Annotated in this window: 20 protein-coding genes; 6 read left to right on the top strand and 14 right to left on the bottom strand. The window is 64.7% G+C overall.

What is annotated here, in order from left to right; genetic code table 11:
- The first annotated feature begins 78 nt into the window (after positions 1–78).
- The gene (gcvP, locus tag ACJJVR_RS03995) at positions 79–2,913 is read left to right on the top strand and encodes an aminomethyl-transferring glycine dehydrogenase (RefSeq protein WP_405402440.1); all 2,835 of its coding nucleotides are present in this window, start codon (positions 79–81) and stop codon (positions 2,911–2,913) included.
- Positions 2,914–4,088: 1,175 nt separating this feature from the next.
- Here the strand turns inward: gcvP and ACJJVR_RS03990 are convergent.
- From ACJJVR_RS03990 to ACJJVR_RS03925, 14 genes are all read right to left on the bottom strand, one after another.
- Positions 4,089–5,123, bottom strand: coding sequence for an acyltransferase family protein (locus ACJJVR_RS03990; RefSeq protein WP_405402438.1), 1,035 nt, complete (start codon positions 5,121–5,123; stop codon positions 4,089–4,091).
- Positions 5,116–5,343 carry a hypothetical protein gene (locus tag ACJJVR_RS03985; RefSeq protein WP_405402437.1) on the bottom strand — a complete coding sequence of 76 codons (228 nt, stop codon included), beginning with the start codon at positions 5,341–5,343 and terminating at the stop codon, positions 5,116–5,118. Before ACJJVR_RS03985 ends, ACJJVR_RS03990 begins: the two co-directional genes overlap by 8 nt.
- A 1,327-nt stretch (positions 5,344–6,670) precedes the next feature.
- On the bottom strand, positions 6,671–7,111 hold the full coding sequence (locus ACJJVR_RS03980; RefSeq protein ID WP_405402435.1) for a hypothetical protein: 441 nt from the start codon (positions 7,109–7,111) through the stop codon (positions 6,671–6,673).
- 141 nt (positions 7,112–7,252) lie between these two features.
- The gene (gene argC / locus ACJJVR_RS03975; protein ID WP_405402433.1) at positions 7,253–8,170 is read right to left on the bottom strand and encodes an N-acetyl-gamma-glutamyl-phosphate reductase; all 918 of its coding nucleotides are present in this window, start codon (positions 8,168–8,170) and stop codon (positions 7,253–7,255) included.
- 51 nt (positions 8,171–8,221) lie between these two features.
- A complete protein-coding gene (locus tag ACJJVR_RS03970) occupies positions 8,222–8,569 on the bottom strand; it encodes a DUF779 domain-containing protein (RefSeq protein WP_405402432.1) in 348 nt (115 codons plus the stop codon).
- Positions 8,566–9,621: a DNA topoisomerase IB gene (locus ACJJVR_RS03965; RefSeq protein ID WP_405402429.1), complete on the bottom strand. Its 1,056-nt coding sequence runs from the start codon at positions 9,619–9,621 to the stop codon at positions 8,566–8,568. Before ACJJVR_RS03965 ends, ACJJVR_RS03970 begins: the two co-directional genes overlap by 4 nt.
- 82 nt (positions 9,622–9,703) lie before the next feature.
- Positions 9,704–11,230, bottom strand: coding sequence for an aldehyde dehydrogenase (gene adh / locus ACJJVR_RS03960; protein WP_405402428.1), 1,527 nt, complete (start codon positions 11,228–11,230; stop codon positions 9,704–9,706).
- Positions 11,231–11,344: 114 nt separating this feature from the next.
- Positions 11,345–12,316, bottom strand: coding sequence for a GAF domain-containing protein (locus ACJJVR_RS03955; protein ID WP_405402427.1), 972 nt, complete (start codon positions 12,314–12,316; stop codon positions 11,345–11,347).
- Positions 12,317–12,395: 79 nt separating this feature from the next.
- Positions 12,396–13,619 carry an ABC transporter ATP-binding protein gene (locus ACJJVR_RS03950; RefSeq protein ID WP_405402425.1) on the bottom strand — a complete coding sequence of 408 codons (1,224 nt, stop codon included), beginning with the start codon at positions 13,617–13,619 and terminating at the stop codon, positions 12,396–12,398.
- Between the two features lie 16 nt (positions 13,620–13,635).
- On the bottom strand, positions 13,636–15,177 hold the full coding sequence (locus ACJJVR_RS03945) for an alpha-amylase family glycosyl hydrolase (RefSeq protein WP_405402423.1): 1,542 nt from the start codon (positions 15,175–15,177) through the stop codon (positions 13,636–13,638).
- Complete coding sequence (locus ACJJVR_RS03940; RefSeq protein ID WP_405402422.1) at positions 15,174–16,307, bottom strand: carbohydrate ABC transporter permease; 1,134 nt, start codon at positions 16,305–16,307, stop codon at positions 15,174–15,176. Before ACJJVR_RS03940 ends, ACJJVR_RS03945 begins: the two co-directional genes overlap by 4 nt.
- Complete coding sequence (locus ACJJVR_RS03935) at positions 16,307–17,302, bottom strand: carbohydrate ABC transporter permease (RefSeq protein WP_405402420.1); 996 nt, start codon at positions 17,300–17,302, stop codon at positions 16,307–16,309. Before ACJJVR_RS03935 ends, ACJJVR_RS03940 begins: the two co-directional genes overlap by 1 nt.
- A gap of 57 nt (positions 17,303–17,359) precedes the next feature.
- On the bottom strand, positions 17,360–18,715 hold the full coding sequence (locus ACJJVR_RS03930) for an ABC transporter substrate-binding protein (RefSeq protein ID WP_405402419.1): 1,356 nt from the start codon (positions 18,713–18,715) through the stop codon (positions 17,360–17,362).
- An 87-nt stretch (positions 18,716–18,802) separates the two neighbouring features.
- On the bottom strand, positions 18,803–19,861 hold the full coding sequence (locus ACJJVR_RS03925) for a quinoprotein relay system zinc metallohydrolase 2 (RefSeq protein WP_405402417.1): 1,059 nt from the start codon (positions 19,859–19,861) through the stop codon (positions 18,803–18,805).
- A 147-nt stretch (positions 19,862–20,008) separates the two neighbouring features.
- On the opposite strand from ACJJVR_RS03925, the gene pqqA reads away from it, so the two are divergent.
- From pqqA to pqqE, 5 genes are all read left to right on the top strand, one after another.
- Positions 20,009–20,101 carry a pyrroloquinoline quinone precursor peptide PqqA gene (pqqA, locus tag ACJJVR_RS03920; RefSeq protein ID WP_405402416.1) on the top strand — a complete coding sequence of 31 codons (93 nt, stop codon included), beginning with the start codon at positions 20,009–20,011 and terminating at the stop codon, positions 20,099–20,101.
- Positions 20,102–20,174: 73 nt separating this feature from the next.
- Positions 20,175–21,056: a pyrroloquinoline quinone biosynthesis protein PqqB gene (gene pqqB / locus ACJJVR_RS03915; protein WP_405402415.1), complete on the top strand. Its 882-nt coding sequence runs from the start codon at positions 20,175–20,177 to the stop codon at positions 21,054–21,056.
- On the top strand, positions 21,053–21,805 hold the full coding sequence (gene pqqC / locus ACJJVR_RS03910) for a pyrroloquinoline-quinone synthase PqqC (protein WP_405402413.1): 753 nt from the start codon (positions 21,053–21,055) through the stop codon (positions 21,803–21,805). Before pqqB ends, pqqC begins: the two co-directional genes overlap by 4 nt.
- A complete protein-coding gene (pqqD, locus tag ACJJVR_RS03905) occupies positions 21,802–22,095 on the top strand; it encodes a pyrroloquinoline quinone biosynthesis peptide chaperone PqqD (RefSeq protein ID WP_405402411.1) in 294 nt (97 codons plus the stop codon). Before pqqC ends, pqqD begins: the two co-directional genes overlap by 4 nt.
- Positions 22,092–23,228 carry a pyrroloquinoline quinone biosynthesis protein PqqE gene (gene pqqE / locus ACJJVR_RS03900; protein ID WP_405402410.1) on the top strand — a complete coding sequence of 379 codons (1,137 nt, stop codon included), beginning with the start codon at positions 22,092–22,094 and terminating at the stop codon, positions 23,226–23,228. Before pqqD ends, pqqE begins: the two co-directional genes overlap by 4 nt.
- The last annotated feature ends 2 nt before the right edge of the window (positions 23,229–23,230 follow it).

The following is a 23,230-nucleotide window of genomic DNA, read 5'->3' as shown; positions in this document are numbered from 1 at the left end:
CGGGGATCACCCCCGGACCCCCCAAAATAGTTGAGCAAAGAAGGGCCGCCGCCGCGCGAGCCCGTCAGGGAGGCCGCGATGAGCCGCTGGACGCCGAGTGACTATAACCCCGATGATTTCGCGAACCGCCGGCATATCGGCCCGTCTCCGGTCGAGATGGCCGAGATGCTGCGCGCCGTGGGGGCAGACAGTCTGGATGAGCTGATCGAGCAGACCGTGCCCGCCGCGATCCGACAGGCGGACGCGTTGGACTGGCCCGCTTTGTCCGAGGCCGGGCTGCTGGCGCGGATGCGCGAGGTTGCGGACAAGAACCGCGTGATGACCAGCCTGATCGGCCAGGGATATTACGGCACCGTCACGCCGCCCGCGATCCAGCGCAACATCCTGGAAAACCCGGCCTGGTACACGGCCTATACCCCCTATCAGCCCGAAATCGCCCAGGGGCGGCTGGAGGCGTTGCTGAATTTCCAGACCATGGTGGCGGATCTGACCGGGTTGCCGGTGGCAAACGCATCCCTGCTGGACGAGGCGACCGCGGCGGCCGAGGCAATGGCCATGGCGCGGCGGCAGTCGAAATCCAAGGCGGACGCGTTCTTTGTCGCCCATGATCTGCATCCGCAGACGATCAGCGTGATCGAGACGCGGGCGGCCCCGTTGGGCATTCGCATCATCAAGGGCTCGGTGGACGACCTGGTGGCGGATCAGGTGTTCGCCGCCGCGTTCCAGTATCCCGGCACCTATGGCCATGTCCGCGACCTGACACCAGAAATCGACGCGCTGCACGGCGCGGGTGCGCTGGCTATCGTGGCAACCGACCTGCTGGCGCTGTGCGTGCTCAAGGAACCGGGCGCGATGGGGGCGGATATCGCCGTCGGATCGTCGCAGCGGTTCGGCGTGCCGATGGGGTATGGCGGGCCGCATGCGGCCTTCATGTCCTGTCGCGACGCGCTGAAGCGGGCGATGCCGGGGCGCATCGTCGGCGTCAGCATCGACAGTTCCGGCAATCAGGCCCTGCGCCTGTCGCTGCAGACGCGCGAACAGCATATCCGCCGCGAAAAGGCCACCAGCAACGTCTGCACCGCGCAGGCGCTGTTGGCGGTGATGGCGGGGTTCTATGCGGTGTTCCACGGGCCGGTGGGCCTGCGTGCCATCGCGCAGCGGGTGCATCTGCACGCCGTGACCATCGCGGATGCGTTGCGCGCCGCGGGGGCCGAGGTCGCGCCGGATGCGTTCTTTGACACGATTACCGTCAAGGTCGGCGTGGGCCAGCAGGGCATCATGGCCGCCGCGCGACATCGCGGCATCAACCTGCGCCGCGTTGGCCGCGACCGCGTGGGCATCAGCGTAGACGAGACGACCGATGCCGGCGTAATCACCCGCCTGCTGGACGCGTTCGGGATCACCGATGCGGCACCTGCGGCTGTGGCACCCGCGATCCCCGACGCGTTGCTGCGGGAAAGCGATTACCTGACCCACCCGGTGTTCCACATGAACCGGGCCGAGTCCGAGATGATGCGGTACATGCGCCGCCTGTCGGACCGCGACCTGGCGCTGGACCGGGCGATGATCCCATTGGGGTCCTGCACGATGAAGCTGAACGCGGCGGCCGAGATGATGCCGATCACCTGGCCCGAGTTCGGCGCGCTGCACCCGTTCGCGCCGCATGACCAGGCGGCGGGGTACCATGAGGCCATCGCGGATCTGACCGAAAAGCTGTGCGTGATCACAGGGTACGACGCGTTCTCGATGCAGCCGAACAGCGGCGCGCAGGGGGAATATGCGGGGCTGCTGACCATTCAGGCCTATCACAAGGCGCGCGGGGAAAACCGTGACATCTGCCTGATCCCGGTATCGGCGCATGGGACGAACCCCGCGTCGGCACAGATGTGTGGCATGCAGGTCGTCGTGGTGAAATCGGCCCCCAACGGCGATATCGACCTGGAGGATTTCGCCGACAAGGCAGCCAAGGCGGGCGATCGGCTGGCGGCGGTGATGATCACCTATCCCTCCACCCATGGCGTGTTCGAGGATACGGTCCGGCAGGTCTGCGACATCACGCATGATCACGGCGGTCAGGTCTATATCGACGGCGCGAACATGAACGCGCTGGTCGGTCTGGTGAAACCCGGAGAGATCGGCGGCGATGTCAGCCACCTGAACCTGCACAAGACATTCGCCATTCCGCATGGCGGCGGCGGTCCCGGCATGGGGCCGATCGGGGTGCGGGCGCATCTGGCGCCCTATCTGCCCGGCGATCCGCAGGGTGGCGAAGGTGCTGTCAGCGCGGCGCCCTATGGGTCGGCATCGATCCTGCTGATCAGCTGGGCCTATTGCCTGATGATGGGCGGCGAAGGGCTGACGCAGGCCACGCGCGTGGCGATCCTGAACGCGAACTATATCGCGGCGCGGCTGGCGGGGTCGTACCCGATCCTGTTCATGGGCAACCGCGGGCGGGTGGCACATGAGTGCATCATCGACACGCGGTCCTTTGCCGAACATGGCGTGACGGTCGATGATATCGCAAAACGGCTGATCGACAACGGTTTCCACGCCCCCACCATGAGCTGGCCGGTCAGCGGCACGCTGATGGTGGAGCCGACGGAATCGGAGACCAAGGCCGAGATCGACCGTTTCATCACCGCCCTGCTGGCGATCCGCGCCGAGATCACCGAGGTGGCCGAAGGCCGCATCGCCGCCGCCGACAGCCCGCTGCGCCACGCGCCCCACACGGTCGAGGATCTGGTGCGGGACTGGGACCGCCCCTATGGCCGCGAACAGGGCTGTTTCCCGCCGGGCGCGTTCCGGGTCGACAAATACTGGCCGCCGGTGGGGCGTGTCGACAACGCCTATGGCGACCGGAACCTGATCTGCACCTGTCCCCCGCTGGAGGCCTATGCCGAGGCTGCCGAATAGGACGCACTCTCTCCCCCAGGCCACTCATTCGGGCCTGGGGGGGAGACTTTGCCCCGCTGCGGCAATCGCGTTGGCGGGTCACGGCCTGAACCGGCCCCCTTGCCGCGCCGACCTGATGCCGCTCCGGCCAGTATTGCCCGCCAACACACACTGCGATGGCGTGTTCGGTCAGGCCGATATCGCATTTCCTGGCTGTCGCGCACGCGATCCTGAGACGCTGCACGATACAAGCTGTAATTCCCGACCCGGCCTGCAACTATCGCCAGCAACTTCTGTAACTGTGGACAGTTACCATCTGGGCGACCCCACGGTCGAACCGGACCGCTGCATCCTGCAGTTCAACCGCATCTATGTGTCCCCAAGACGATGACACCATGCTCTGACAACAAAGCCGGTCGTCTCGACCCATATGAACCGTACGACCACCGCGATCAAAATGGCATCGCGGTCATAGCTTCGCTGTAAGAATGCGCGCCTGTGTCGTGGCAATGTGCTGACATAGGCTCTTTGTGCTGCCCAGACGGATCCGCATTATGACTGTAGCGACAGGGACGCCGATGGCGGTGGCGTGGTTCAGCGTCGCAACGCCCCTGAACCGCGGCGGCGTTGCATGCCTTCAGCCACTGCCCCAAGCAGGTTGTCGCCATCCATCGTCGTCGCGACATGGCTCCGGCGGTGGTATCCGCTGCAACTGCGCCATAGCGTCCGATCCGGATATTTTAACGCGTGGAGTAGGTCGCTCCCAACGACGGCGCGGGCAGTAATTGGCATCCACTCCCATACGTTTCCACGCGGCGCAATGGACGCTGCTGCGCCATGCGTTGGCATCGTCACAGGACACCTCTGCGGTCTGCAGCACTCCCCCGGGAGTTTTAGCGGGCCGCCATTCTGACTCAGAGAGAGGCGCAGTCCAAAGGCTGCTCCCGTGCCCAGCCAGCGTTCCCGTCAAGCTTTCGCTTGGCCAAACAAGGGCATGCTGCGGGGGTCGGCAGGATCATGCAGACCCCGGGCTGCTGTACCGATTCCGGCAAGACGACGCGGGTGGCGACAGGGCCTCCCTTGTGCCGCCTTTGCCCGTGACGTGGCCTGGCCTGCGTCATGGGCGATGCGCATTTTGGTGCTGAATAACCCCACGCGCAGTCTCAACTGCGACCACAGCCTAGCCCGACAATGATCTAGTTGCCCAACACTGCCTGACGTCCGGAGGCGGTGAATTTCCCATTCAGGAAAACTCTTGCTGGCTGTTCAACCAAATGAAAGCTTCCGAATGCGAAAGCAGCAGTGGCAGCCAAGCTGAACAGCATGCTCAGCTCGCCAGCATGATGCAATTGATAGAACGGTTGCTGCCATAAATAGATAGAGTAGGAATACATTCCTATTATCATCGCGATTGAATTATCAAACAGCCGTCGAAACCACTCATAGGATCGATCGATGGTGCAGACCGAAACCGCGAGGCAAATTGTGCCAAGGGAGTACGTCAGCGGCGGAGGGAATATGTTGGCGCTCAGCAAAAGGCCCGCGGCGAATGCCATTGGCGACACCCAAGGCAGAACAACGGAAGGTTTACGGGCCAGCCAAAGGTAAACGGCAGCAGAAACGGAAATTGAGGCGATATGAACGTCTGTGCGCCAGTAAGTCTCAAAGTAGTCCAGCTGAAAAATCGACATGCTGAGAATGCCGTTGATAAATCCGATGGCGCTAATCATCAGGACCATCGGCAACGGACTTAATCGAAAGGCCCGAGCTAATAGAACAACAAGTGCCAGAATGACATAAGCGTGCTCTTCGACACAAAGCGACCACAGGTGATCGACAAATCCATGCCGGTATAGTCCCGGTATCCAGATGCTATAGTTGGAAATGAACGTCAGAGATCCAAGAACAGCCTTTGGACCAATCCGCCAGTCGGAAAATTGCGTCAAAGCAAACAGAACCAAAACGAAAGCCAGCAATGCCGGATAAACACGGTTTATTCTTCTTGGAAAGAACGTGCGAAGCGGTACTTTTCGAATAAACAGGATTTCTGCCATCAGCCTGCCACTAAGGACAAAAAATAATTCGACCCCGAATGTGCCAAAATTTATTCCGGGAATTGAAAGAAAGTGCCCCAAAAGAACAAGCGTGACCGCCCACCCCCTCCATCCATCTAAATAGTAAAGACGATTCTCAGCCAGTGGCGCTGCCGCAGCCAAAGATAATTCACTCATAAATTTTATTTACCTGGGAAAATATGGCGGCCATATAAGCTTGCTTGCTATCCCTTGGCAATATCGCCTGTTCAGCAGTATCCAGGCTCACGCCTCCGGCAATGTGGCCTTTTTTGCCGGGCGGTTTTGCGCGTGCGCGGTGGGCTGCCATGTCACGGTTTTGGCTATGTCGGCCGTCCTGCCAGACGCCGCGACCTTTGTCCGCGATCGTTTGGGCCATGCCTTGGTCCGTGGTCGGCGCGCGGGCCGCCGACAGGATGCTGGTTCAATGCCGTCCCGATGTGCCCATCCCATCGGCGTGCTTGATGGGGTTCGGCGGCAGTCCTGACCGCGGCATCATCAGGACCGCGTCCCTAAAGGCCCTCGAAAGCCTGCGATCAGGCAGGCAATAGTGGGGCGCTTGGGCGATCACGCTGCATGTGCCGGGTGGATCTGGCAAAGGGCGGCGGTGCCATGGCTCACGTTCGTTGCACGATCACGCTACTGTACGGCCTTGCGGGCACCACGCAAAGCGCACCCTGAAGGATGCGCGGTGCACGGGCCGGAACCAGCCACGGTCAAGCAGGCGCGTCATGCCATCGTCAGCCCTCCGGTCCGTCTAGGAACTGCAATGGCGCTTCGGGTGCTCTGCGCCTGCCGGGTCTCCATCAGGATGGGGGCGGGGCGCGCACCCCGCTCAGTCCAGGGCGCACCATTGCGACAGGGGCCGGCTTCAGGGCCGACGACCGCGATGGTGCCGGCCAGTTCCCCGGTCCAGCGCGTCAGCACCTCTGGCTCACGGGTCGCCCGCGCTTTTCGTAAGATGGTCCAGTGCTCGCGGATCGCAGGTCTCTCCGGTGAGACGCCCAGTCCGACAAACAGCTCTATCCCACAGCCGTCCCGATGGATCCGAGACGGGAACGGCGCCGGATCACCTACAGTATGGCAATGCTGAAGGGCAGGTCGCGGCACAGGCCCGGTGACACGGCCAGAACAGGACGCTCCCGGCCAATACGATTGCGAAAAGGCAGGTCTCCGGGCACCTGTCGTAACGCGTGGCGACGCGTTTGCAGTCCTTCAGGTGGCCAAACATGACCTCGATACGACTGCGCCGTCAGAAGCAGCGTTGTCGTATTGGTGGGCTTATCGAACCTTCTGCCCGGAATGAAGGCGTGTATCCCCCTGTCCTACAATGCTTTTAGCCGCCATTCAGCATTTTGGCCGCGGCCCGCCAGAAACCAATGGGCCGGTGGCCGGTTGCCCAACAGCGCCACCGCGCGGGTATGATTGCTGACATGCCATGCCGACATGAAGAAGCGGATAGGCCGGCGTTCCACACCCGTGACGGCGTGCAAACTTATGTGCCGTTCGTGGGCGAAACCGTCCCCCAGACGGTGTCTCCCCCCCAACCCACGTGTTCGACCGATCCGGCGACCGCCCCTCTTTCACACGCAAACTGCGAGCCATGCGATGCGCCGTCAGATACGTGGCATCGATCATGATCGTCTTTGGATCGGCATTCTCGACAGCAAGGCCGACCATTGGCCTTGCCGCATTCAGCGGCCTCGTCACGACTGCACCTTCAGCCATGACAGATCGGCCAGGAACAGCCTGCGGCGATTTTCTCTGGCATGGGTGATTGCGTCGGGTTCAGGGACACGAGCGTGTTTGGTCCTGGTGCAGCCCATCACGACAAAATCAAGCATCGCTTTGTTGACCATCGCGACCTGCCGGGGCCGCATGGCGCGCCCTGCAGCATGGCTGTCGATGCCGACGCGACCGTTGATCGGGTCATTGCCGCCGACACCAGCGCCAGAAATGCTGTTGGCACCATCTGGATGTGACGTACCTTTGCGTGACACCGCCGGTTCGACACCCACAAGGTCGCTGACAGGCGAATACCTCAAGGTTGCGCCCGAGAAACCCTTCTGCGCAATCGCATGCGTTGGAGCCTTGCGGCACACGCACCATATGTCCGACCTGCGGAAAGCCGGAACGGGACGCAGCATGATACACGGTGCCAAGACCGGAATGGGCGACGTCGCGGCGGTGGCACGACTGTTCCTGTGCGGCCAGTCAGGTCCTCGGTGACGACGTCCGGCGATGGGCGTCAAACCCTGTCGCACGGCATCGTCACTCTTTGCATACGGTTACAGGCTTGTGCCCTCGGGCAGTCCCAGCATGATGTTCATGTTCTGAACTGCAGCGCCGGACGCGCCCTTGCCCAGATTGTCCAGCACCGCGACGATGGTGGCGCAGCCGACCTCGTCGTCGCCATGCACGCTGATGCGCAACACGTTGCTGCCGTTCAGCGCGGTCGGGTCGATCCGGGCACCGATCTGGTCGGCAGGGACGACCTGGACGAAAACCTCGTTCGCGTAATGGTCGGCCAGCGCCTGGTGCAGGGCCGCGACGCTGCGATCGTCGTCCAGGTGCAGCGGCAACTGAACGGCCATGCCCTGTGCGAAATTGCCGACGGACGGCGCAAAAACCGGCTGCAACAGCAGGCCGCCATGGGTCATGATCTCGGGGATGTGCTTGTGCCGCTGGTCCAGACCATAGACGAAATGCGCTGGTGCGGTGCCCGCGTCATAATCCACGACCATCGCCTTGCCGCCACCGGTATAGCCGCTGACAGCGTTGATCGACAGGGCCTCGGTCTCGTCGATCAGGCCGGCGGCGACCAGGGGCGCGACGATGGCGATCGCGCCGGTCGAATAGCAGCCCGGGTTGCTGACCAGCCGCGCGGCGGCGATACGCTCGCGCATTTCGGGGGCCAGTTCGGGAAAGCCGAAGACCCATTCCGGGTCGATCCGATGCGCGGTCGACGCATCGATCAGGCGCACGCCCATATCGGCGGTCAGGGCCACGGCCTCGCGCGCGGCGGCATCGGGCAGGCACAGGATCGCGACGTCGGCCTGCGCGAAACAGTCGGCCCGGGCCTGGGGATCCTTGCGCATCGCGGGGTCCAGCTGGACCAGACGAATGTCGTCGCGTCCCAGCAGGCGGTCGCGGATCTGCAGGCCGGTGGTGCCGGCCTCGCCGTCGATGAAAACGCTGTGGGTCATGGGGCAAGCCTTTCGCAGGTGTCGCCCGTGTCTAACGCAGCCCCGCCCCGGTCACAACGCTGCTTGGTCCTGAATGGTGCACATCTCGGACCGCGTCAGGAACCGTTTCTCGCGGCCGTTGTCCAAGCTGAACATGCCACCGCGCCCCGGTACGACGTCGATGATCAGATCGGTATGCGCCCATACCTCGGCCTGACTGGCCGAGATATAGAACGGCGCGCCGCCGATCTCTCCCAATCGAACGTCGCGATCGCCCACGCGGAAATCGCCCTGCGGATAGCACATCGGCGACGACCCGTCGCAGCAGCCACCCGACTGGTGGAACAGGACGGGTCCGTGATCGGCCACGATCTCGGCGATCAGGTCCAGGGCGGCGGGGGTGGCGGTGACGGTGCTCATGTCTTCAGCCTTTTCTTGAGGAACCGCAGCACCTGGGTCTCTTCGGGGCGCAGGTCGGTCCGGGTCAGGGTGTCGTCGATGGTGTCGGCCAGTTCCAGCCGCAGCTCGTCCGCCAGATAGGCGTCGATGATCTGGGGGTGCACATAGCATTGGCGGCAGATGGTCGGCGTATTACCCAACCGCGCGGCAACCGATTCGATGGCGTCGCGCACGTTGCGTTTGGCGGCGGCCTCGCTGTCGGCCTTTTCGTATTCGGCCAGCGCAAGCGCCGCCAGCACCGTCCCGGTCCAGGTGCGGAAATCCTTGGCCGTGATCTGGCGACCGGTGATCTGGCGCAGATAGTCGTTCACATCGGTCGAGGTGACCTGGCGGCGGGTCCCGTCGTCGTCGACATACTGGAACAGATGCTGGCCGGGAATCTCCTGCACCGCACGGATGATGCGGGCAATACGGCGGTCGCGCAGGCCCAGGTTCCATTCCTTGCCCGACTTGCCCTTGAACCGGAACCGCACCTGATTGCCGTCCAGCGTGACGTGGCGCATCCGCAGCGTGGTCAACCCGTGCGACTTGTTCTCGCGCGCATAGCGGGTGTTGCCCACCCGGATCATGGTGTTTTCCAGCAGGTAGACAATGGTCGCCAGCACCTTTTCGGCAGGCAGCCCGCGGCGCGCCATGTCGGCATCGACCTGCGCGCGCAGCTGCGGCAGGCCGCGCGCAAATTCCAGCATGCGGTCGTATTTGCTGCTGTCGCGCAATTCGCGGAATTCGGGGTGATAGCGGTACTGCTTGCGGCCCTTGGCATCGCGCCCGGTCGCCTGGATATGGCCGCGCGGGTCGGGGCAGATCCAGACGTCGTCATAGGCCGGCGGAATGGCCAGCGATGCCAACCGCTTGCGTTCGGCCCTGTCCGTGATGGTGCGCTTGTCGGGTGCCTTGTAGGAAAACCCCTTGCCCGCACGCACCCGGGTGATGCCGGGCATGTCGTCGTTGACATAGGTCAGGCCCGCGCTGATCGCGGCGTCCTCGGGGTCGATGATGCTGTCCTTGGGCATGGCGCGCTCCACGATTGGCGTCGTGTCCAACGCCGCCGGATCGGTGCGGGTTGCGGGCGACCAAGGGGCCGCCCGCATCGCGTCAAAAGAATCCCAGCTTTTTGGGGCTATAGCTGACCAGCATGTTCTTGGTCTGCTGATAGTGGTCCAGCATCATGCGGTGGTTTTCGCGCCCGATGCCCGACTGCTTGTAGCCGCCAAAGGCCGCATGGGCCGGATAGGCGTGATAGCAGTTGGTCCAGACCCGGCCCGCCTGGATGGCGCGGCCAAAGCGATAGCAGGTGTTCGCATCGCGCGACCACAGCCCCGCGCCCAGCCCGTACAGCGTGTCGTTGGCGATCGACAGCGCCTCGTCGTGATCCTTGAAGGTGGTCACCGACACGACCGGGCCAAAGATCTCCTCCTGAAAGACGCGCATCTTGTTGTGGCCCTTGAAGACCGTCGGTTTGATGTAGAACCCGCCCGACAGCTCCCCGCCGTGATCCGCAGCCTCTCCGCCGATCAGCACCTCGGCGCCCTCTTTGCGACCGATGTCGAAATAGGACAGGATCTTGTCGCGCTGTTCGCTGCTGGCCTGGGCGCCGATCATCGTGGCGCTGTCGCGCGGGTCGCCCTGCACGATGGCTTCGACCCGCTTCAGCGCACGTTCCATGAACTGGTCATAGATCCGTTCGTGAATCAGCGCGCGCGACGGACAGGTGCAGACCTCGCCCTGGTTCAGCGCGAACATCACGAAACCCTCGATCGCCTTGTCGAAGAAATCGTCATCCTCGCGGCAGACATCCTCCATGAAGATGTTGGGCGACTTGCCGCCCAGTTCCAGCGTGACCGGGATCAGGTTTTCGGACGCGTACTGCATGATCAGGCGACCGGTGGTGGTTTCCCCGGTGAACGCGATCTTGGAGATGCGCGGGTTCGATGCCAGCGGCTTGCCGGCCTCCAGGCCGAAACCGTTGACGATGTTCAACACGCCCGGTGGCAGGATATCGGCGATCAGTTCGGCCCAGACCATGATCGTGGCCGGGGTCTGTTCGGCGGGCTTCAGCACCACGCAGTTGCCGGCCGCCAGCGCGGGCGCCAGCTTCCAGCAGGCCATCAGCAGCGGAAAGTTCCACGGGATGATCTGGCCCACGACGCCCAGGGGTTCATGGAAATGGTACGCGACGGTGTCGTCGTCGATCTGGCTGATGCCGCCTTCCTGGGCGCGCAGGGCACCCGCGAAATACCGGAAATGGTCGATGGCGAGCGGCAGGTCGGCGGCCATCGTCTCGCGGATGGGCTTGCCGTTGTCCCAGGTCTCGGCAGTGGCCAACAGCTCCAGGTTCGCCTCCATCCGGTCGGCGATCCGCAGCAGCGCGTTCGACCGGTCGGTGGTCGACGTGCGGCCCCAGGCCACCTTGGCCTTGTGGGCGGCGTCCAGCGCCGCCTCGATGTCGTCGGCGTTCGACCGGGCGATCTCGCCGATCTCGGCGCCGGTGATGGGGGTGGTGTTGGTGAAATAGCGGCCCGACTTGGGCGCTGCCCATTCGCCGCCGATGAAATTGTCATAGCGGCGGGCAAAGGGCATCACGCCCACGCCCTTGAATTCGTGCGTCTGGTCGTTCGGCATCGGTTCCTCCTCCAAGGCTGTCATCCCGGATCTCCCGTTCCGGGTATGGGCCAAGGGTCGGGCACCGTGCGATTCGTCGCAACAGCCGATCCGCGCCGCAGTGCAGAAGATGTCTCAGCTTTGGGACAGTCTCCCGTGATTTTCACCGACGCCAAGCCGCGCCATGCGCCGGTACATCGTCGCCCGTCCGATCCCCAAGGCGCGCGCCGCTGCCGACACGTTGCCCTGCGCCCGTGCCAGCGCGCGCATCACGGCGGCCCGTTCGGCCCGGTCGAACCCGGTCAGGTCGTCCTGGCGGCCCAGCAGGTCTGCGGCCGGGCGCGGGCGGATCGCGCCCTCGCGTTCCAGCCCCAGAACGCGGCGGGCGGCACGGGTGGCGCCGATGGCCAGGTCGTCCTTGTCCACCGCCAGCAGCACCGCCTGTTCGCCCTGATCATCGGACGCGACGACGATGCGGGCATCGGGGAACGACAGCCGAAAGAACACCGCTTCGATGGCCCGTGCGGTCTGCGCCACCTGCGCCGCGATCAGTCGGTTGTACCGCTCTGTCTGGTCCGCCCGCGCCGAACTGACATCCAGCGCCGCCAGCAGTCGCCCGTCCGGTCCCCAGATCGGCGCATCCATGCACGACATGGCGGTGTTGCGGGTGTGGAAATGTTCGTCGCGGTGGATGGTGACCTGCCGCCCCTCGACCAGACAAGTGCCGATGCCGTTGGTGCCCTGTGCCGCCTCGGACCAGTCGGCCCCCTGCCACAAGCCCCAGTCGCGGAACTGCTGGGCATCGCCATCCGACACCCGCTGATCCAGCACGATCCCATGCGCGTCGGTCAACAGCACGTTGCAGCCCGACAGGCCGACCAGATTGTACAGCTGGTCCAGCTGCGGACCTGCAACATTCAGGAACGGCCGCATCGCCTGATGGCGGTCGGCCAGTTCGCGGTCGGACAGGCGATCGGGGCGGCGACGGTCGGCGGGGTCCAGCCCGTGTTTCAGCATGGACCGCCGCCAGGATGCGGCCAGCGCCGATGTGGCACTGCGCGATTGCGACTGCGCGGCCACCAGGTCCGCGTGGGTCGGTTCGGTCATGATCTCCCCCTCAGGATGGGGAAAGTATAGCACGGTTTGCGGGGCGCGATCTGCGACCTTGGTCGCCCCCCGCGGGGGGTCAGCGCACCGGTCCTTCGGGGACGATCATCCCGTCCATTGCCCGTTCCCGCCCGTTGTCGGGGCGCGCAGGCGTGCCGCCCACGCTGCCCGACGGCGCGGCCATGCGCGGCTGATAGGGCGGCAGGCGGTCGGCGCCGTCGCGATACAGCAGCGATTGCCCCTTGTGGAACAGGTGCAGCGCATGGGGATCGGCGGTCAGGCGCACGCGCCTGCCCTTGACGTCGGGGTGAATGCCCGGCAACTTGGCCGTGATCGGCGCGGTTTCCGCCCCGGTCCCGAAATACAGCAGCGTCACCTCGCCCAGGGCCTCGGTCAGATCGACGGTTCCCTCAAAAACGGGGGTGCCGTCGGTCTCGCGCATGTCCTCGGGGCGGACGCCCAGGTTGACGGCCATCCCCTCGTCGCCGGCGCGGGTCGCGATCGCCACCTCGGCCTCCAGACCGCCGTCCAGCGCGACGGTGGTCATCGCGCCCACGGTCTTGACCCGTCCGGGCAGCAGGTTCATCGCCGGGCTGCCGATGAACTGGGCCACGAATTCCGTCATCGGGCGTTCGTAAAGTTCCAGCGGCGCGCCGACCTGGGCGATGCCGCCGCCGGCCAGCACCACGATGCGGTCGGCCAGGGTCATCGCCTCGGTCTGGTCATGGGTGACATAGATCATCGTGCGGTCGGGCATCGATGCCTTCAGCTGCGCGATCTCGATCCGGGTGGCGACGCGCAGGGCGGCGTCCAGGTTCGACAGCGGTTCGTCGAACAGATAGACCTTTGGGTCGCGCACGATGGCGCGCCCGATGGCAACACGCTGACGCTGGCCGCCCGACAACGCCTTGGGCAGGCGCTCCAGATAGGGCGTCAGCTGCAACATCGTGCCCGCACGGTCGGTGGCGGCCTTGATCTGATCCCTGGACTGGCCTGCGATCTTGAGGGCAAAGGCCATGTTGTCGCGCACTGTCATGTGCGGGTACAGCGCATAGGACTGGAACACCATCGCGATGCCGCGCTGGCTGGGGGGGATGTCGTTCATCACCTGACCGCCGATCTGCAGCTCTCCTGCGGTGATCTGCTCCAGCCCGGCGATCATCCGCAGCAATGTGGATTTTCCGCAGCCGGACGGTCCGACAAAGACGATGAACTCGCCCGAGCGGATGTCCAGGTCGATGTCCTTCAACACCTGCACGTCGCCATAGGACTTGGCGATGCCCCTCAGTTTCAGATCGGCCATTTGCGGTCCTCCTCCCCTACCCTTCGATGATCTGGACCTGCCATGGCATCAGCCCGCCCGCATCGTCGTCGGACAGGTTGGCGCGGATCAGCAGGGTCTGCTTGGCGTCGCGGCGGCGAAATGACAGCACCGGCCCCTCGGCATGGATGTCGGTCATGTTGCCGTTGCGCAGCGCGCTGTGCTTGCGCCGCAGGCCGACCGCCCACCGATAATGGTGCAGCATGGACTGTGCGTCGGCCTCCTGGCTGACGACGGTGCGCTGCAGATGCGTGTGCGGCACGGGCAGCCAGGGCTGGCTGGTGGAGAAACCGCCGTTCACGCCCATGTCCCAGACCATCGGCGTCCGGCACCCGTCGCGGCCCTTGAACTCGGGCCAGAACTCGATGCCATAGGGGTCGCGCAGGTCCTGGAAACGCAGCTCTGCCTCGGGCAGGCCCAGCTCCTCTCCCTGGTACAGGCAGACCGACCCGCGCAGGCACAACAGCACCGTCGCATAGGCCTTGGCCGCCTGATCGGGAAGGTTCCAGCGCGTCACATGGCGCACGACGTCGTGGTTCGACATGGCCCAGCACGGCCAGGCATTGGGCGCGGTGTCGTGCAGCTTGTCGAACACCTCGACCACCCGCGCGGCGGGCAGGTCGTCGCCCGACAGAAAGTCGAACACATACGACATCTGCACCCGGCCTGGCACGCCGGTATATTCCTCCAGCAGTTCCAGCGCGCGTTCGCTGTCGCCGATCTCTCCGACCACGGCGGCGCCATAGGGCACCAGCGCCTGATGGAACCGCTCCAGGAACGCCAGGTTCTCGGGCTGGGACTTGCTGAACTGGTGGCTCTGGTGGTTGTAGGGGTTCACGGCGGGGGCCGTGTCCGATTTGCGCAGTTCCGGCGCCAAAGGCGGGTTGTCGCGCAGCTGGGCGTCGTGGAAATAGAAGTTGATCGTGTCCAGCCGAAAACCATCCACGCCCTTGTCCAGCCAGAACCGCGCCATCTCGATCAGGGCGTCCTGGACGGCGGGGTTGTGAAAGTTCAGGTCCGGCTGCGACGACAGGAAGTTGTGCAGGAAATACTGTTCGCGCCGCGCATCCCACTGCCACGCGCTGCCGCCAAAGATCGACAGCCAGTTGTTGGGCGGCGTGCCGTCCGGGCGCGGGTCCGACCAGACGTACCAATCGGATTTCGGGTTGTCGCGCGTCGCACGGCTTTCCCTGAACCAGGGATGCTGGTCCGAGGTGTGCGACATCACCAGGTCGATCATCACCTTGAGACCCAGCTCGTGCGCGCTCTGCACCAGCCAGTCGAAATCGTCCATCGTCCCGAAGACCGGGTCGATCCCGCAATAGTCGCTGACGTCGTAGCCGAAATCCTTCATCGGAGAGGTGAAGAACGGAGAGATCCAGACCGCATCGACGCCCAGTGATGCCACATATGGCAGGCGCTGTGCGATGCCGGCCAGATCACCGGTGCCGCTGCCGGTCGTGTCCTGAAAACTGCGCGGGTAGATCTGATAGATGATCCCGCCCTTCCACCAATCCGTCGTCTGTTCAGTCAAGATCATCCACCTTTCACAGAGCCGGCCAGCAATCCGCGGACCAGGTATTTCTGCATGGCAAAAAACACCAGCAATGGTACCGCTATCGAGATAAACGCCGAAGTTGCAAGGATCTCCCATTCACCTCCGCGCGACCCCATCAGTTCGCGCAGCAGGCCGGTCATCACCAGTTGCTCGCCCGTATTGCCCAGGAACACGGTTGCCACCAGCAGGTCGTTCCAGACCCACAGGAACTGAAAGATCGCAAAACTGGCCAACGCGGGAAAGGACAACGGCAGGATGATCCGGCAAAAGATCTGAAACTCGGTCGCGCCGTCGACGCGGGCGCTTTCGATGACCTCGCGGGGCAGGCCGACCATGTAGTTGCGCAGCAGATACACGGCCAGCGGCAGGCCGAACCCGGTATGGGCCAGCCAGATACCCAGGTAGCCCTTGCCGATGCCCAGTTCGTTGTGCAGCCGCAGCAGCGGGATCAGCGCCACCTGCAGCGGCACGACCAGCAGGCCGACCACGCATGCCGTCAACAGCGCGCGCCCCGGAAACCGCATCCAGGCCAGCGCATAGGCGGCGAATGCCGCGATCAGGATCGGGATGACGGTGGCCGGGATCGTCACCGTCATGGTGTTCATGAACGCCCGGCCCAACCCGCCCGCGGTCAGCACGCGGCGATAGTTGTCGGTCGTAAAGGCCGGCGGCGACAGCGTGGTGGTAAAGATCCGTTCACCGCGCCGCATCTCGAAGGGCTGGGCAGAGGTCATGCGATAGCTGCCGTCCTCGGTCACGGTCAGGTCGATGCCGGGGTCCAGTTCGACCGTGTCACCCGGCGCATTGGCATCGGGCTGCCGTGCGTTGGTGCCCCAGGCCGTCAGTTCCTGCGTGCCCTCCAGAGCGCTGCCGGCGATCACGTACAGATCGCCCTCTTGCACCTGATCGTCGGCCGTGCCCGACCGCACGAACCCGGTCTGCACCGACCCGGAAAACGACTGCCACCACCCCGAGGTCGAGATCTGGTCGCGGTCGCGGAACGACGACACGAACAGGCCCAGGGTCGGGATCGTCCACAGCAGCACCAGCAGGAAGGCCGCGATGTTGACGGCCCATGCCAGCGACGACTTTTGTCCGGCCATCCCCTCCATCAGCGGACCTCCTTGCGTGCGTTCCAGATGTTCCAGACCATGATCGGCGTGACCAGGATCATCAGGACGATGGCGATGGCCGATCCGCGCCCGTAATCGGGCGTGCCACGGAACATCCAGTCGTACATCAGGTTGGCCAGCACCTGCGTGCCCCATTGCCCGTTGGTCATGACGAAGACGATGTCGAACACCTTCAGCACGACGATGGTGATGGTGGTCCAGACGACCGCGATGGTGCCCATGATCTGGGGCACCTTGATCCTGAAGAACACCTGCAGGGGGGATGCGCCGTCCAGGATGGCGGCCTCGACCGTCTCTTCGGGGATGCCGCGCAGGGCGGCGGACAGGATGACCATCGCGAATCCGGTCTGGATCCAGACCAGCACGATCATCAACAGCAGGCTGTTCCACATCGGCAGGGTCAGCCAGATCTGCGGCTGTCCGCCCAGTTGAGTCACGATCCAGTTCAGCAGGCCGATCTGGGTCTCGCCCGATGCGCGGTATTCATAGATGAATTTCCAGATGACGCCCGCGCCGACAAAGCTGATGGCCATGGGCATGAAGATCAGCGACTTGCCGATGCTGCCCCATTTCAACCGGTCGGTCAGCTGGGCCGCCAGCAGGCCGAACAGCGTGGACATCGCCGGCACGACCAACAGCCAGACCACGTTGTTCAGCATGGATTCCCGGAACTTGTCGTCGTTCATCAGCCAGGAATAGTTGTTCAGGCCGACGAATTGCGATCCGTTCGAATTGAACAGCGACCGCCACAGGCTGTCCAGAACCGGATAGACCAGATAGGTCCCCAGAAACAGGATCGCAGGCCCCAGGAACAGCCAGGGGCGGATCTGGTTCGCCCGGCGGATGTTGTCGCCCGCCCGCGCGCCCTGCGGCGGATAGATGCGGTCCAGCAGCCAGTTCGAGCCCCAGAACCACGCCACACAGGCAAAGACCCCGATCGCGATCGTGCTGGCCGCCAACCACATCAACTCCATACCCTGTCCCCCCCTGAATGATGGGGCGCGGCGACATCACCATCGCCGCGCCGGTCGTCAGTTCAGCGAGGCCCAGCTGGCCTGGATCTTGTCCGCGACGGCCTGTGCCGAGGCGCCGCCGACGAAATCGATCATGCCGGTCCAGAACGCGCCCGCGCCGATCGCGCCGGGCATCAGGTCCGACCCGTCGAACCGGAACACCGTGGCGTCCAACAGGATCTCTCCCATGCGGCGGACGGTCGGGTCGTCATAGGCCTCGATGTTGGCACCGGCATAGGGGGTCACAAAGCCCTGTTGCGCCATCCAGATCTCGTGCGCGACGGGGGTTTGCAGAAAATCGACAAAGGCCATCGCGGCCGGGTTGTCCGACATCACCGCAAACATGGTGCCGCCGCCCAGCACGGGCTGGCCCAGATCACCCGACGCGGGCGCGGGCATGTAGAAGAAATCGGCATCCTCGCCCACGATGATCCCTTCCGGGAAAAAGGTCGTGATGAAGCTGGCCTGACGGTGCAGATAGCAGGCGGGCGGGCTGTCGAACAGGCCGGCGGGGCTTTCGCGGAAATCGGTCGCGCTGACCGAGCCCACGCCGCCCGCGACGAAATCGGGGTTCTTGGCGAACCAGCCGAACTCCTCGATCGCGGCGACCACCTTGGGGTCGTTGAAGGGCATGCCGTTCGTGGTCCAGGCGTCGTAATCCTCCGGGGAGGACGTGCGCAACATCAGATCCTCGACCCAATCGGTGGCGGGCCAGCCGGTCGCACCCCCCGACCCCAGGCCGATGCACCACGGCGTCTCGCCCTCTTCGGCGATCTGCTCGGTCAGGGTCTTCAGATCCTCATAGGTTTCGGGGATCTCATAGCCGGCATCCTCGAAGTTCTCGGGGACATACCAGACCAGCGACTTCACGTCGGCCTTGTAGGGGAACGCATACAGCGCCTCGGTCCCGTCCGGTCCCGCATAGGTCCCCAGTGCCGCCCAGCTTTCGCCCGCGGCATAGTTGTCGGTCAGCCATTGCGCGGTGTCGTCGCCCAGGGGCCGCAGGAAACCCCGCTCGGCCAGATCGGCCGCCAGTCCCGGCTGCGGAAAGATCGCCACGTCGGGCGGCGATCCGGCCTCGCTGTCGATGACGACCTGCTGTTCAAAGCTGTCGGACCCGGAATAGTTCGCCTGCGCGCCTGTCGCCTGATTGAAATAGGCGATGACGCTGCTGAACAGCTCCTGGTCGCCGCCAAGCCATGGGCCCAGCATGTCAAAGCTCTGCCCTTCCAGATCGGGATGGGCGGCGGCGAACGCGTCCAGGCTGGCCCAGTCGATGCGGTCATCGCTGCCCGGTTCGATCACCAGTTGCGCCTGCGCGGTGCCGGCGGACAGCGCGATGATGGCGGCGGTCGTATACAATGCGGTTTTCAAGTCTTCCTCCCTGAAAGTCCCCGGACGTTTCTTGTCCGGATGTTAACGCGAACATCCGACAGATCCTTTTGATCTGTCAAATACTTCTCATTCCCACTCCAATTCCTTATAGGCCGCGGTCGCGTTTCTCGCGATCGTCTGCGGATAGGAATTCCATGTTCCCTGCATCGGCTGCAGGGCATCGACGATCACGGGAACTGCCTGCGACAGGGCCAGGCCGTCGCGAATGGCCTGCCGGGTGCGGTCTGCAAGCGCGCGCAGCAGATCGACCTGCGGGGACGATGCGTCCTGCCATGATTGGCCGACGGGACCATGCCCCGGCACGATCACATCCGCGCCCCGGGCGGGGTCGCCGTCCAGCCAGTCCAGCCACCCCGTCAGCGATCCGTCCACCACCGGCGTCAGGTCTCGAAACAGCAGATCACCCGTGAACAGCGTGCCGGTCGCCCGGTCCAGAACGGTCAGGTCGCTGTCGGTATGGGCCGCGGGCCAGGCGCGCAGCAGCAGCGACCGGTCGCCCAGCTTGATCACCTGCCGGTCGCGCACCAGATCGTCTGGCATCACCGCCTGCGTGGCGATCCACTCCCCAGGCGGATACAGATCGGCCAGGGCGTCCAGATACCCCGCCGACCGCGCCTGCAGCGATTGCGGCAGGGCGTGATGCGCGGTGATGCGGGCCCCGGCCTCGGACAGAACCTGCGCGCCCAGGACGTGGTCGGGATGCATATGCGTCAGGATCAGGTGGCGCACGGGCAGGTCGGTCATCCGCCGGATCGCCACGTACAGGTCCTGCCCCTGCGCCCGCGACACGCCCGCGTCGATCACTGCCACCGCGTCGCGCCCGACGATCACCCCAAGATTGGCGATGCGCCCGTCCGTGGTCTCTTCCATCTGGCGGGATTGCCCGAAATGGACGTGAATGCCCGGTGCGACCTGCTGCAGGTCCAGCGCCGGCAGGTCGGCATTCGCCCGGCATTCCGGCGCGTCACCCGTCAGGTCCGGCCGCGCCGCCAGCCATGCGCCCGCCACCTGCGCGGCCTGCGCCCGGCACCCCTGGGCGGTCGTCGAATCGCCCTGCGGCAGCAGAACATGGCCGCAATGATCGGCCGAAATCGCCAGACAGACGCCCAGAATCAGATGAAACATCGCCAAACGTCTCTCATTTCCGGTCCAAGATCACGAAATGGTCACGACTTTGCGACCTTTGTCGTGTTGATTCATCCTGTCTCCATACTAAATTTGAATCCAGTCGCCTTCTGTAGCGGCACCACCGGCATGTAGGAGGAGCACAACATGGCCTGGACCAAACCAATCCTGAACGAAATCGCTTGCGGCATGGAAATCAACATGTACGCACCCGCCGAGGACGAGCCCGTCCTGTTCTGAGCCTGTACCACAGGCAGGAATGAGGCCCCGTCCGAATTCGTTCGGGCGGGGCCTTCCTATCACAAGGGACGACATGCGGATCATCATCCTTGGGGCGGCGGCGGGCGGCGGGTTGCCGCAATGGAATTGCGGTTGCGGAAATTGCGATGCGGCGCGCGCCGGTCGCATCCCGTCGATGACCCAAAGCTCCGTCGCGGTCAGCGCGGACGGGCGTGACTGGGCGATCCTGAATGCGTCGCCCGACATCCGGGCGCAACTGGCGGCCACGCCGGCGCTGTATCCGTCCGGTCCGCGAACCATGCCGCTGCGGTCGGTTCTGGTCACGAACGGCGACATCGACCACGTGGCGGGGCTGTTGACCCTGCGCGAAAGCCAGCCCTTTGATCTGTTTGCCACGCAGGCGATTCACGATGCGCTGGCGGCGAACCCGATGATGGCGGCGGTGAACCCCGATTTCGTGCCGCGCCGGACCATCGGGCTGGACCAGACGATCCCGCTGACGCCGGGCCTGACCGCGACGCTGTTCGCCGTGCCCGGCAAGGTGCCCCTGTACCAGGAAGGCGCCACCGTCGAGACCGGCCTGATCGGAGAGACCACCGTCGGCGTCGAATTGCGGACCGCGGACAGGCGGGCGTTCTATATTCCCGGCTGTGCGGACATGCCCGACTGGCTGCGCGACCGGATCGCGGGGGCCGACGCGCTGTTTTTTGACGGTACCCTGTGGGACGACGACGAGATGATCCGCATGGGGCTGGGCCGCAAGACAGGTCGACGGATGGGGCACATGGCGGTGACCGATACCATCCCCGCCCTTGCCGAAACGCCGCTTGGCCAGCGCATCTTTGTGCACATGAACAATTCGAACCCGCTGACCGATCCGGCCAGCCCGCAGGCGGCGGACGCAGCCGCGCGGGGATGGCTGGTCGCCCGCGACGGAATGGAGATCACGCTGTGAAGGACGTCCAAGCCACCGCCCAATCGCCCAAGGATTTCGAGGCCCGCCTGCGCGCCATCGGCGCCGAACGCTATCACGACCGCCACCCGTTCCACGCCCGCCTGCATGGCGGCGACTGCACCCCGGACGAAGTGCGGGCCTGGGTCATCAACCGTTGGATGTACCAGTCGCGCATCCCCATGAAGGACGCCGCCTTCATGAGCCGGGTCGAGGATCCCGACCTGCGCCGCGCCTGGCGCAAGCGGATCGAGGATCACGACGGCGGCGAGACCGAGGGTGGCGGCATCCGCCGCTGGCTGGCCCTGGCGCAGGCGGTGGGGCTGGACCCCGATTATGTCGCATCGGGTGTGGGCATCATGCCGGCGACGCGGTTCGCGGTCGACGCCTATGTCCGCTTTGTGCGCGACATGCCTTTGTTGGACGCGGTGGCTGCCAGCCTGACCGAACTGTTCGCGCCCCGCATCCACGCCCAGCGCATCGAGGGGTTGCTGGCGCATTACGATTTCGCCGATGACAGCAGCCTTTCCTATTTCAGGAAACGCCTGACCGAGGCCCCCGATGACGTCAAGTTCGGCCTGGGTTACGTACTGACCCATGCCGACACGCTGGAAAAACAGGATGCCGCCGCCGCCGCCCTGACCTTCAAGACCGACGTGCTGTGGGCGCAACTGGACGCCCTGTGGCACGGCTATGTCGAGGGTCGCACGCCCCCCGGCTCATGGCAGCCCGGACAGGGAATGCAGGCATGACCGCATTGATCGGACCCGACGACATCCCCTATCTGCCGCGCGGCGTGCGGTTGCAGGGCGACCGCGTGCGCGGCATCCGCGTGCTGCAGGCCCCCGAACGCGCGTTGCAGCTGGATCAGATCGGAGAGGCAATCCTGTCCGAACTGGACGGCGCCCGCAGCCTGGACCGGATCGTGCGCGATCTGGCCGCACGTTACAACGCGCCGGTGGACCAGATCGGCGGCGACGTACGCGATTTCCTGACCGGGCTGATCGAACGGCGCATGGTATTTCTGAAGGACGCCGCATGAAGGATCAGCAGCACCAGCCGCACGATCTGGAGGGCAACCCCGTCACCCCCGGCCTGCCCATGGCAATGCTGGCCGAGGTCACACATCGCTGTCCGCTGGCCTGTCCCTATTGTTCCAACCCCGTCGATCTGATTCGCGCATCCAGAGAGATCAGCGCAGACGACTGGGGCCGCGTGTTCCGGCAGGCCGCCGACCTGGGCGTGCTGCAGGTCCACATCTCGGGCGGGGAACCGGGTGCGCGGCGCGATCTGGCGCAGATTGTCGGACATGCACGCGATGCCGGGCTGTATGTGAACCTGATCACGTCCGGCATCGGCATCACCCGCGACCGGCTGATCGAGCTGGACCGTGCGGGCGTCGATCATGTCCAGCTGTCTCTGCAGGGTATCCGTCCGGACATGGCCGACCGGATCAGCGGCCATCCGGGGTCCTGGGACAAAAAGATGGTGTTCAGCGACTGGGTCACGGAAATCGGCTTTCCGCTGACCATCAACGCGGTCGTCCATCGCCAGAACATGGACCGTCTGCCCGACATGGTGGACCTGGCCGAACGCCTTGGTGCGCGGCGGATCGAGGTGGCCACCGTCCAGTTTCACGGGTGGGCCGACCGCAATCGCGGCGCGCTGATGCCGACGCGCGAACAGGCCGAATTCGCGCGGCAGGTGGTGAACGCCGCCCGCATCCGGCTGCGGGGGCGGATGGTCATCGACTATGTCCCCGCCGATCACCACGCGATCTATCCCAAGGCCTGCATGGGAGGCTGGGGTTCGACCGGGCTGAACGTCGGTCCGGACGGCACTGTCCTGCCCTGCCACGCCGCGCAGACGATCGACTGGATGCGGTTCGAGAACGTGCAGGACCGGTCGCTGTCGGACATCTGGCACCTGTCCGACAGCTTCAATGCGTTCCGCGGCACCGCCTGGATGCCGGAACCCTGTCGCGGTTGCGACCGCAAGGACATCGATTTCGGCGGCTGCCGCTGTCAGGCCATGGCGCTGGCGGGCGATGCGCGGGCGACCGACCCGGTCTGTTCGAAATCTCCGCTGCACGCGGGGGTCGTGGCACGCGCCGAGGAGGACGCAGCCGCCACCACCACCGCGTTCATCTATCGGAGGATGTCCAAGGGAGGATAAGG

Origin of the sequence: Paracoccus sp. Ld10, assembly GCF_045064235.1 — a bacterium.
GTDB lineage: Bacteria > Pseudomonadota > Alphaproteobacteria > Rhodobacterales > Rhodobacteraceae > Paracoccus.
Note: the sequence above shows the minus strand (reverse complement) of the source record. Positions and strands in the feature narration are given on the sequence as shown.

What these genes read in the sequence shown, in the direction of transcription:
- ACJJVR_RS03935 (WP_405402420.1), bottom strand. Translation starts at nt 17,302, where the DNA reads ATGGAGTTGATGTGGTTGGCGGCCAGCACGATCGCGATCGGGGTCTTT.
- ACJJVR_RS03940 (WP_405402422.1), bottom strand. Translation starts at nt 16,307, where the DNA reads ATGGAGGGGATGGCCGGACAAAAGTCGTCGCTGGCATGGGCCGTCAAC.
- adh (WP_405402428.1), bottom strand. Translation starts at nt 11,230, where the DNA reads ATGCCGAACGACCAGACGCACGAATTCAAGGGCGTGGGCGTGATGCCC.
- ACJJVR_RS03950 (WP_405402425.1), bottom strand. Translation starts at nt 13,619, where the DNA reads ATGGCCGATCTGAAACTGAGGGGCATCGCCAAGTCCTATGGCGACGTG.
- ACJJVR_RS03985 (WP_405402437.1), bottom strand. Translation starts at nt 5,343, where the DNA reads ATGGCCCAAACGATCGCGGACAAAGGTCGCGGCGTCTGGCAGGACGGC.
- ACJJVR_RS03970 (WP_405402432.1), bottom strand. Translation starts at nt 8,569, where the DNA reads ATGAGCACCGTCACCGCCACCCCCGCCGCCCTGGACCTGATCGCCGAG.
- ACJJVR_RS03990 (WP_405402438.1), bottom strand. Translation starts at nt 5,123, where the DNA reads ATGAGTGAATTATCTTTGGCTGCGGCAGCGCCACTGGCTGAGAATCGT.
- ACJJVR_RS03945 (WP_405402423.1), bottom strand. Translation starts at nt 15,177, where the DNA reads ATGATCTTGACTGAACAGACGACGGATTGGTGGAAGGGCGGGATCATC.
- ACJJVR_RS03965 (WP_405402429.1), bottom strand. Translation starts at nt 9,621, where the DNA reads ATGCCCAAGGACAGCATCATCGACCCCGAGGACGCCGCGATCAGCGCG.
- pqqD (WP_405402411.1), top strand. Translation starts at nt 21,802, where the DNA reads ATGACCGCATTGATCGGACCCGACGACATCCCCTATCTGCCGCGCGGC.
- ACJJVR_RS03925 (WP_405402417.1), bottom strand. Translation starts at nt 19,861, where the DNA reads ATGTTTCATCTGATTCTGGGCGTCTGTCTGGCGATTTCGGCCGATCAT.
- pqqB (WP_405402415.1), top strand. Translation starts at nt 20,175, where the DNA reads ATGCGGATCATCATCCTTGGGGCGGCGGCGGGCGGCGGGTTGCCGCAA.
- ACJJVR_RS03955 (WP_405402427.1), bottom strand. Translation starts at nt 12,316, where the DNA reads ATGACCGAACCGACCCACGCGGACCTGGTGGCCGCGCAGTCGCAATCG.
- gcvP (WP_405402440.1), top strand. Translation starts at nt 79, where the DNA reads ATGAGCCGCTGGACGCCGAGTGACTATAACCCCGATGATTTCGCGAAC.
- pqqA (WP_405402416.1), top strand. Translation starts at nt 20,009, where the DNA reads ATGGCCTGGACCAAACCAATCCTGAACGAAATCGCTTGCGGCATGGAA.
- argC (WP_405402433.1), bottom strand. Translation starts at nt 8,170, where the DNA reads ATGACCCACAGCGTTTTCATCGACGGCGAGGCCGGCACCACCGGCCTG.
- ACJJVR_RS03980 (WP_405402435.1), bottom strand. Translation starts at nt 7,111, where the DNA reads ATGCTGCGTCCCGTTCCGGCTTTCCGCAGGTCGGACATATGGTGCGTG.
- pqqE (WP_405402410.1), top strand. Translation starts at nt 22,092, where the DNA reads ATGAAGGATCAGCAGCACCAGCCGCACGATCTGGAGGGCAACCCCGTC.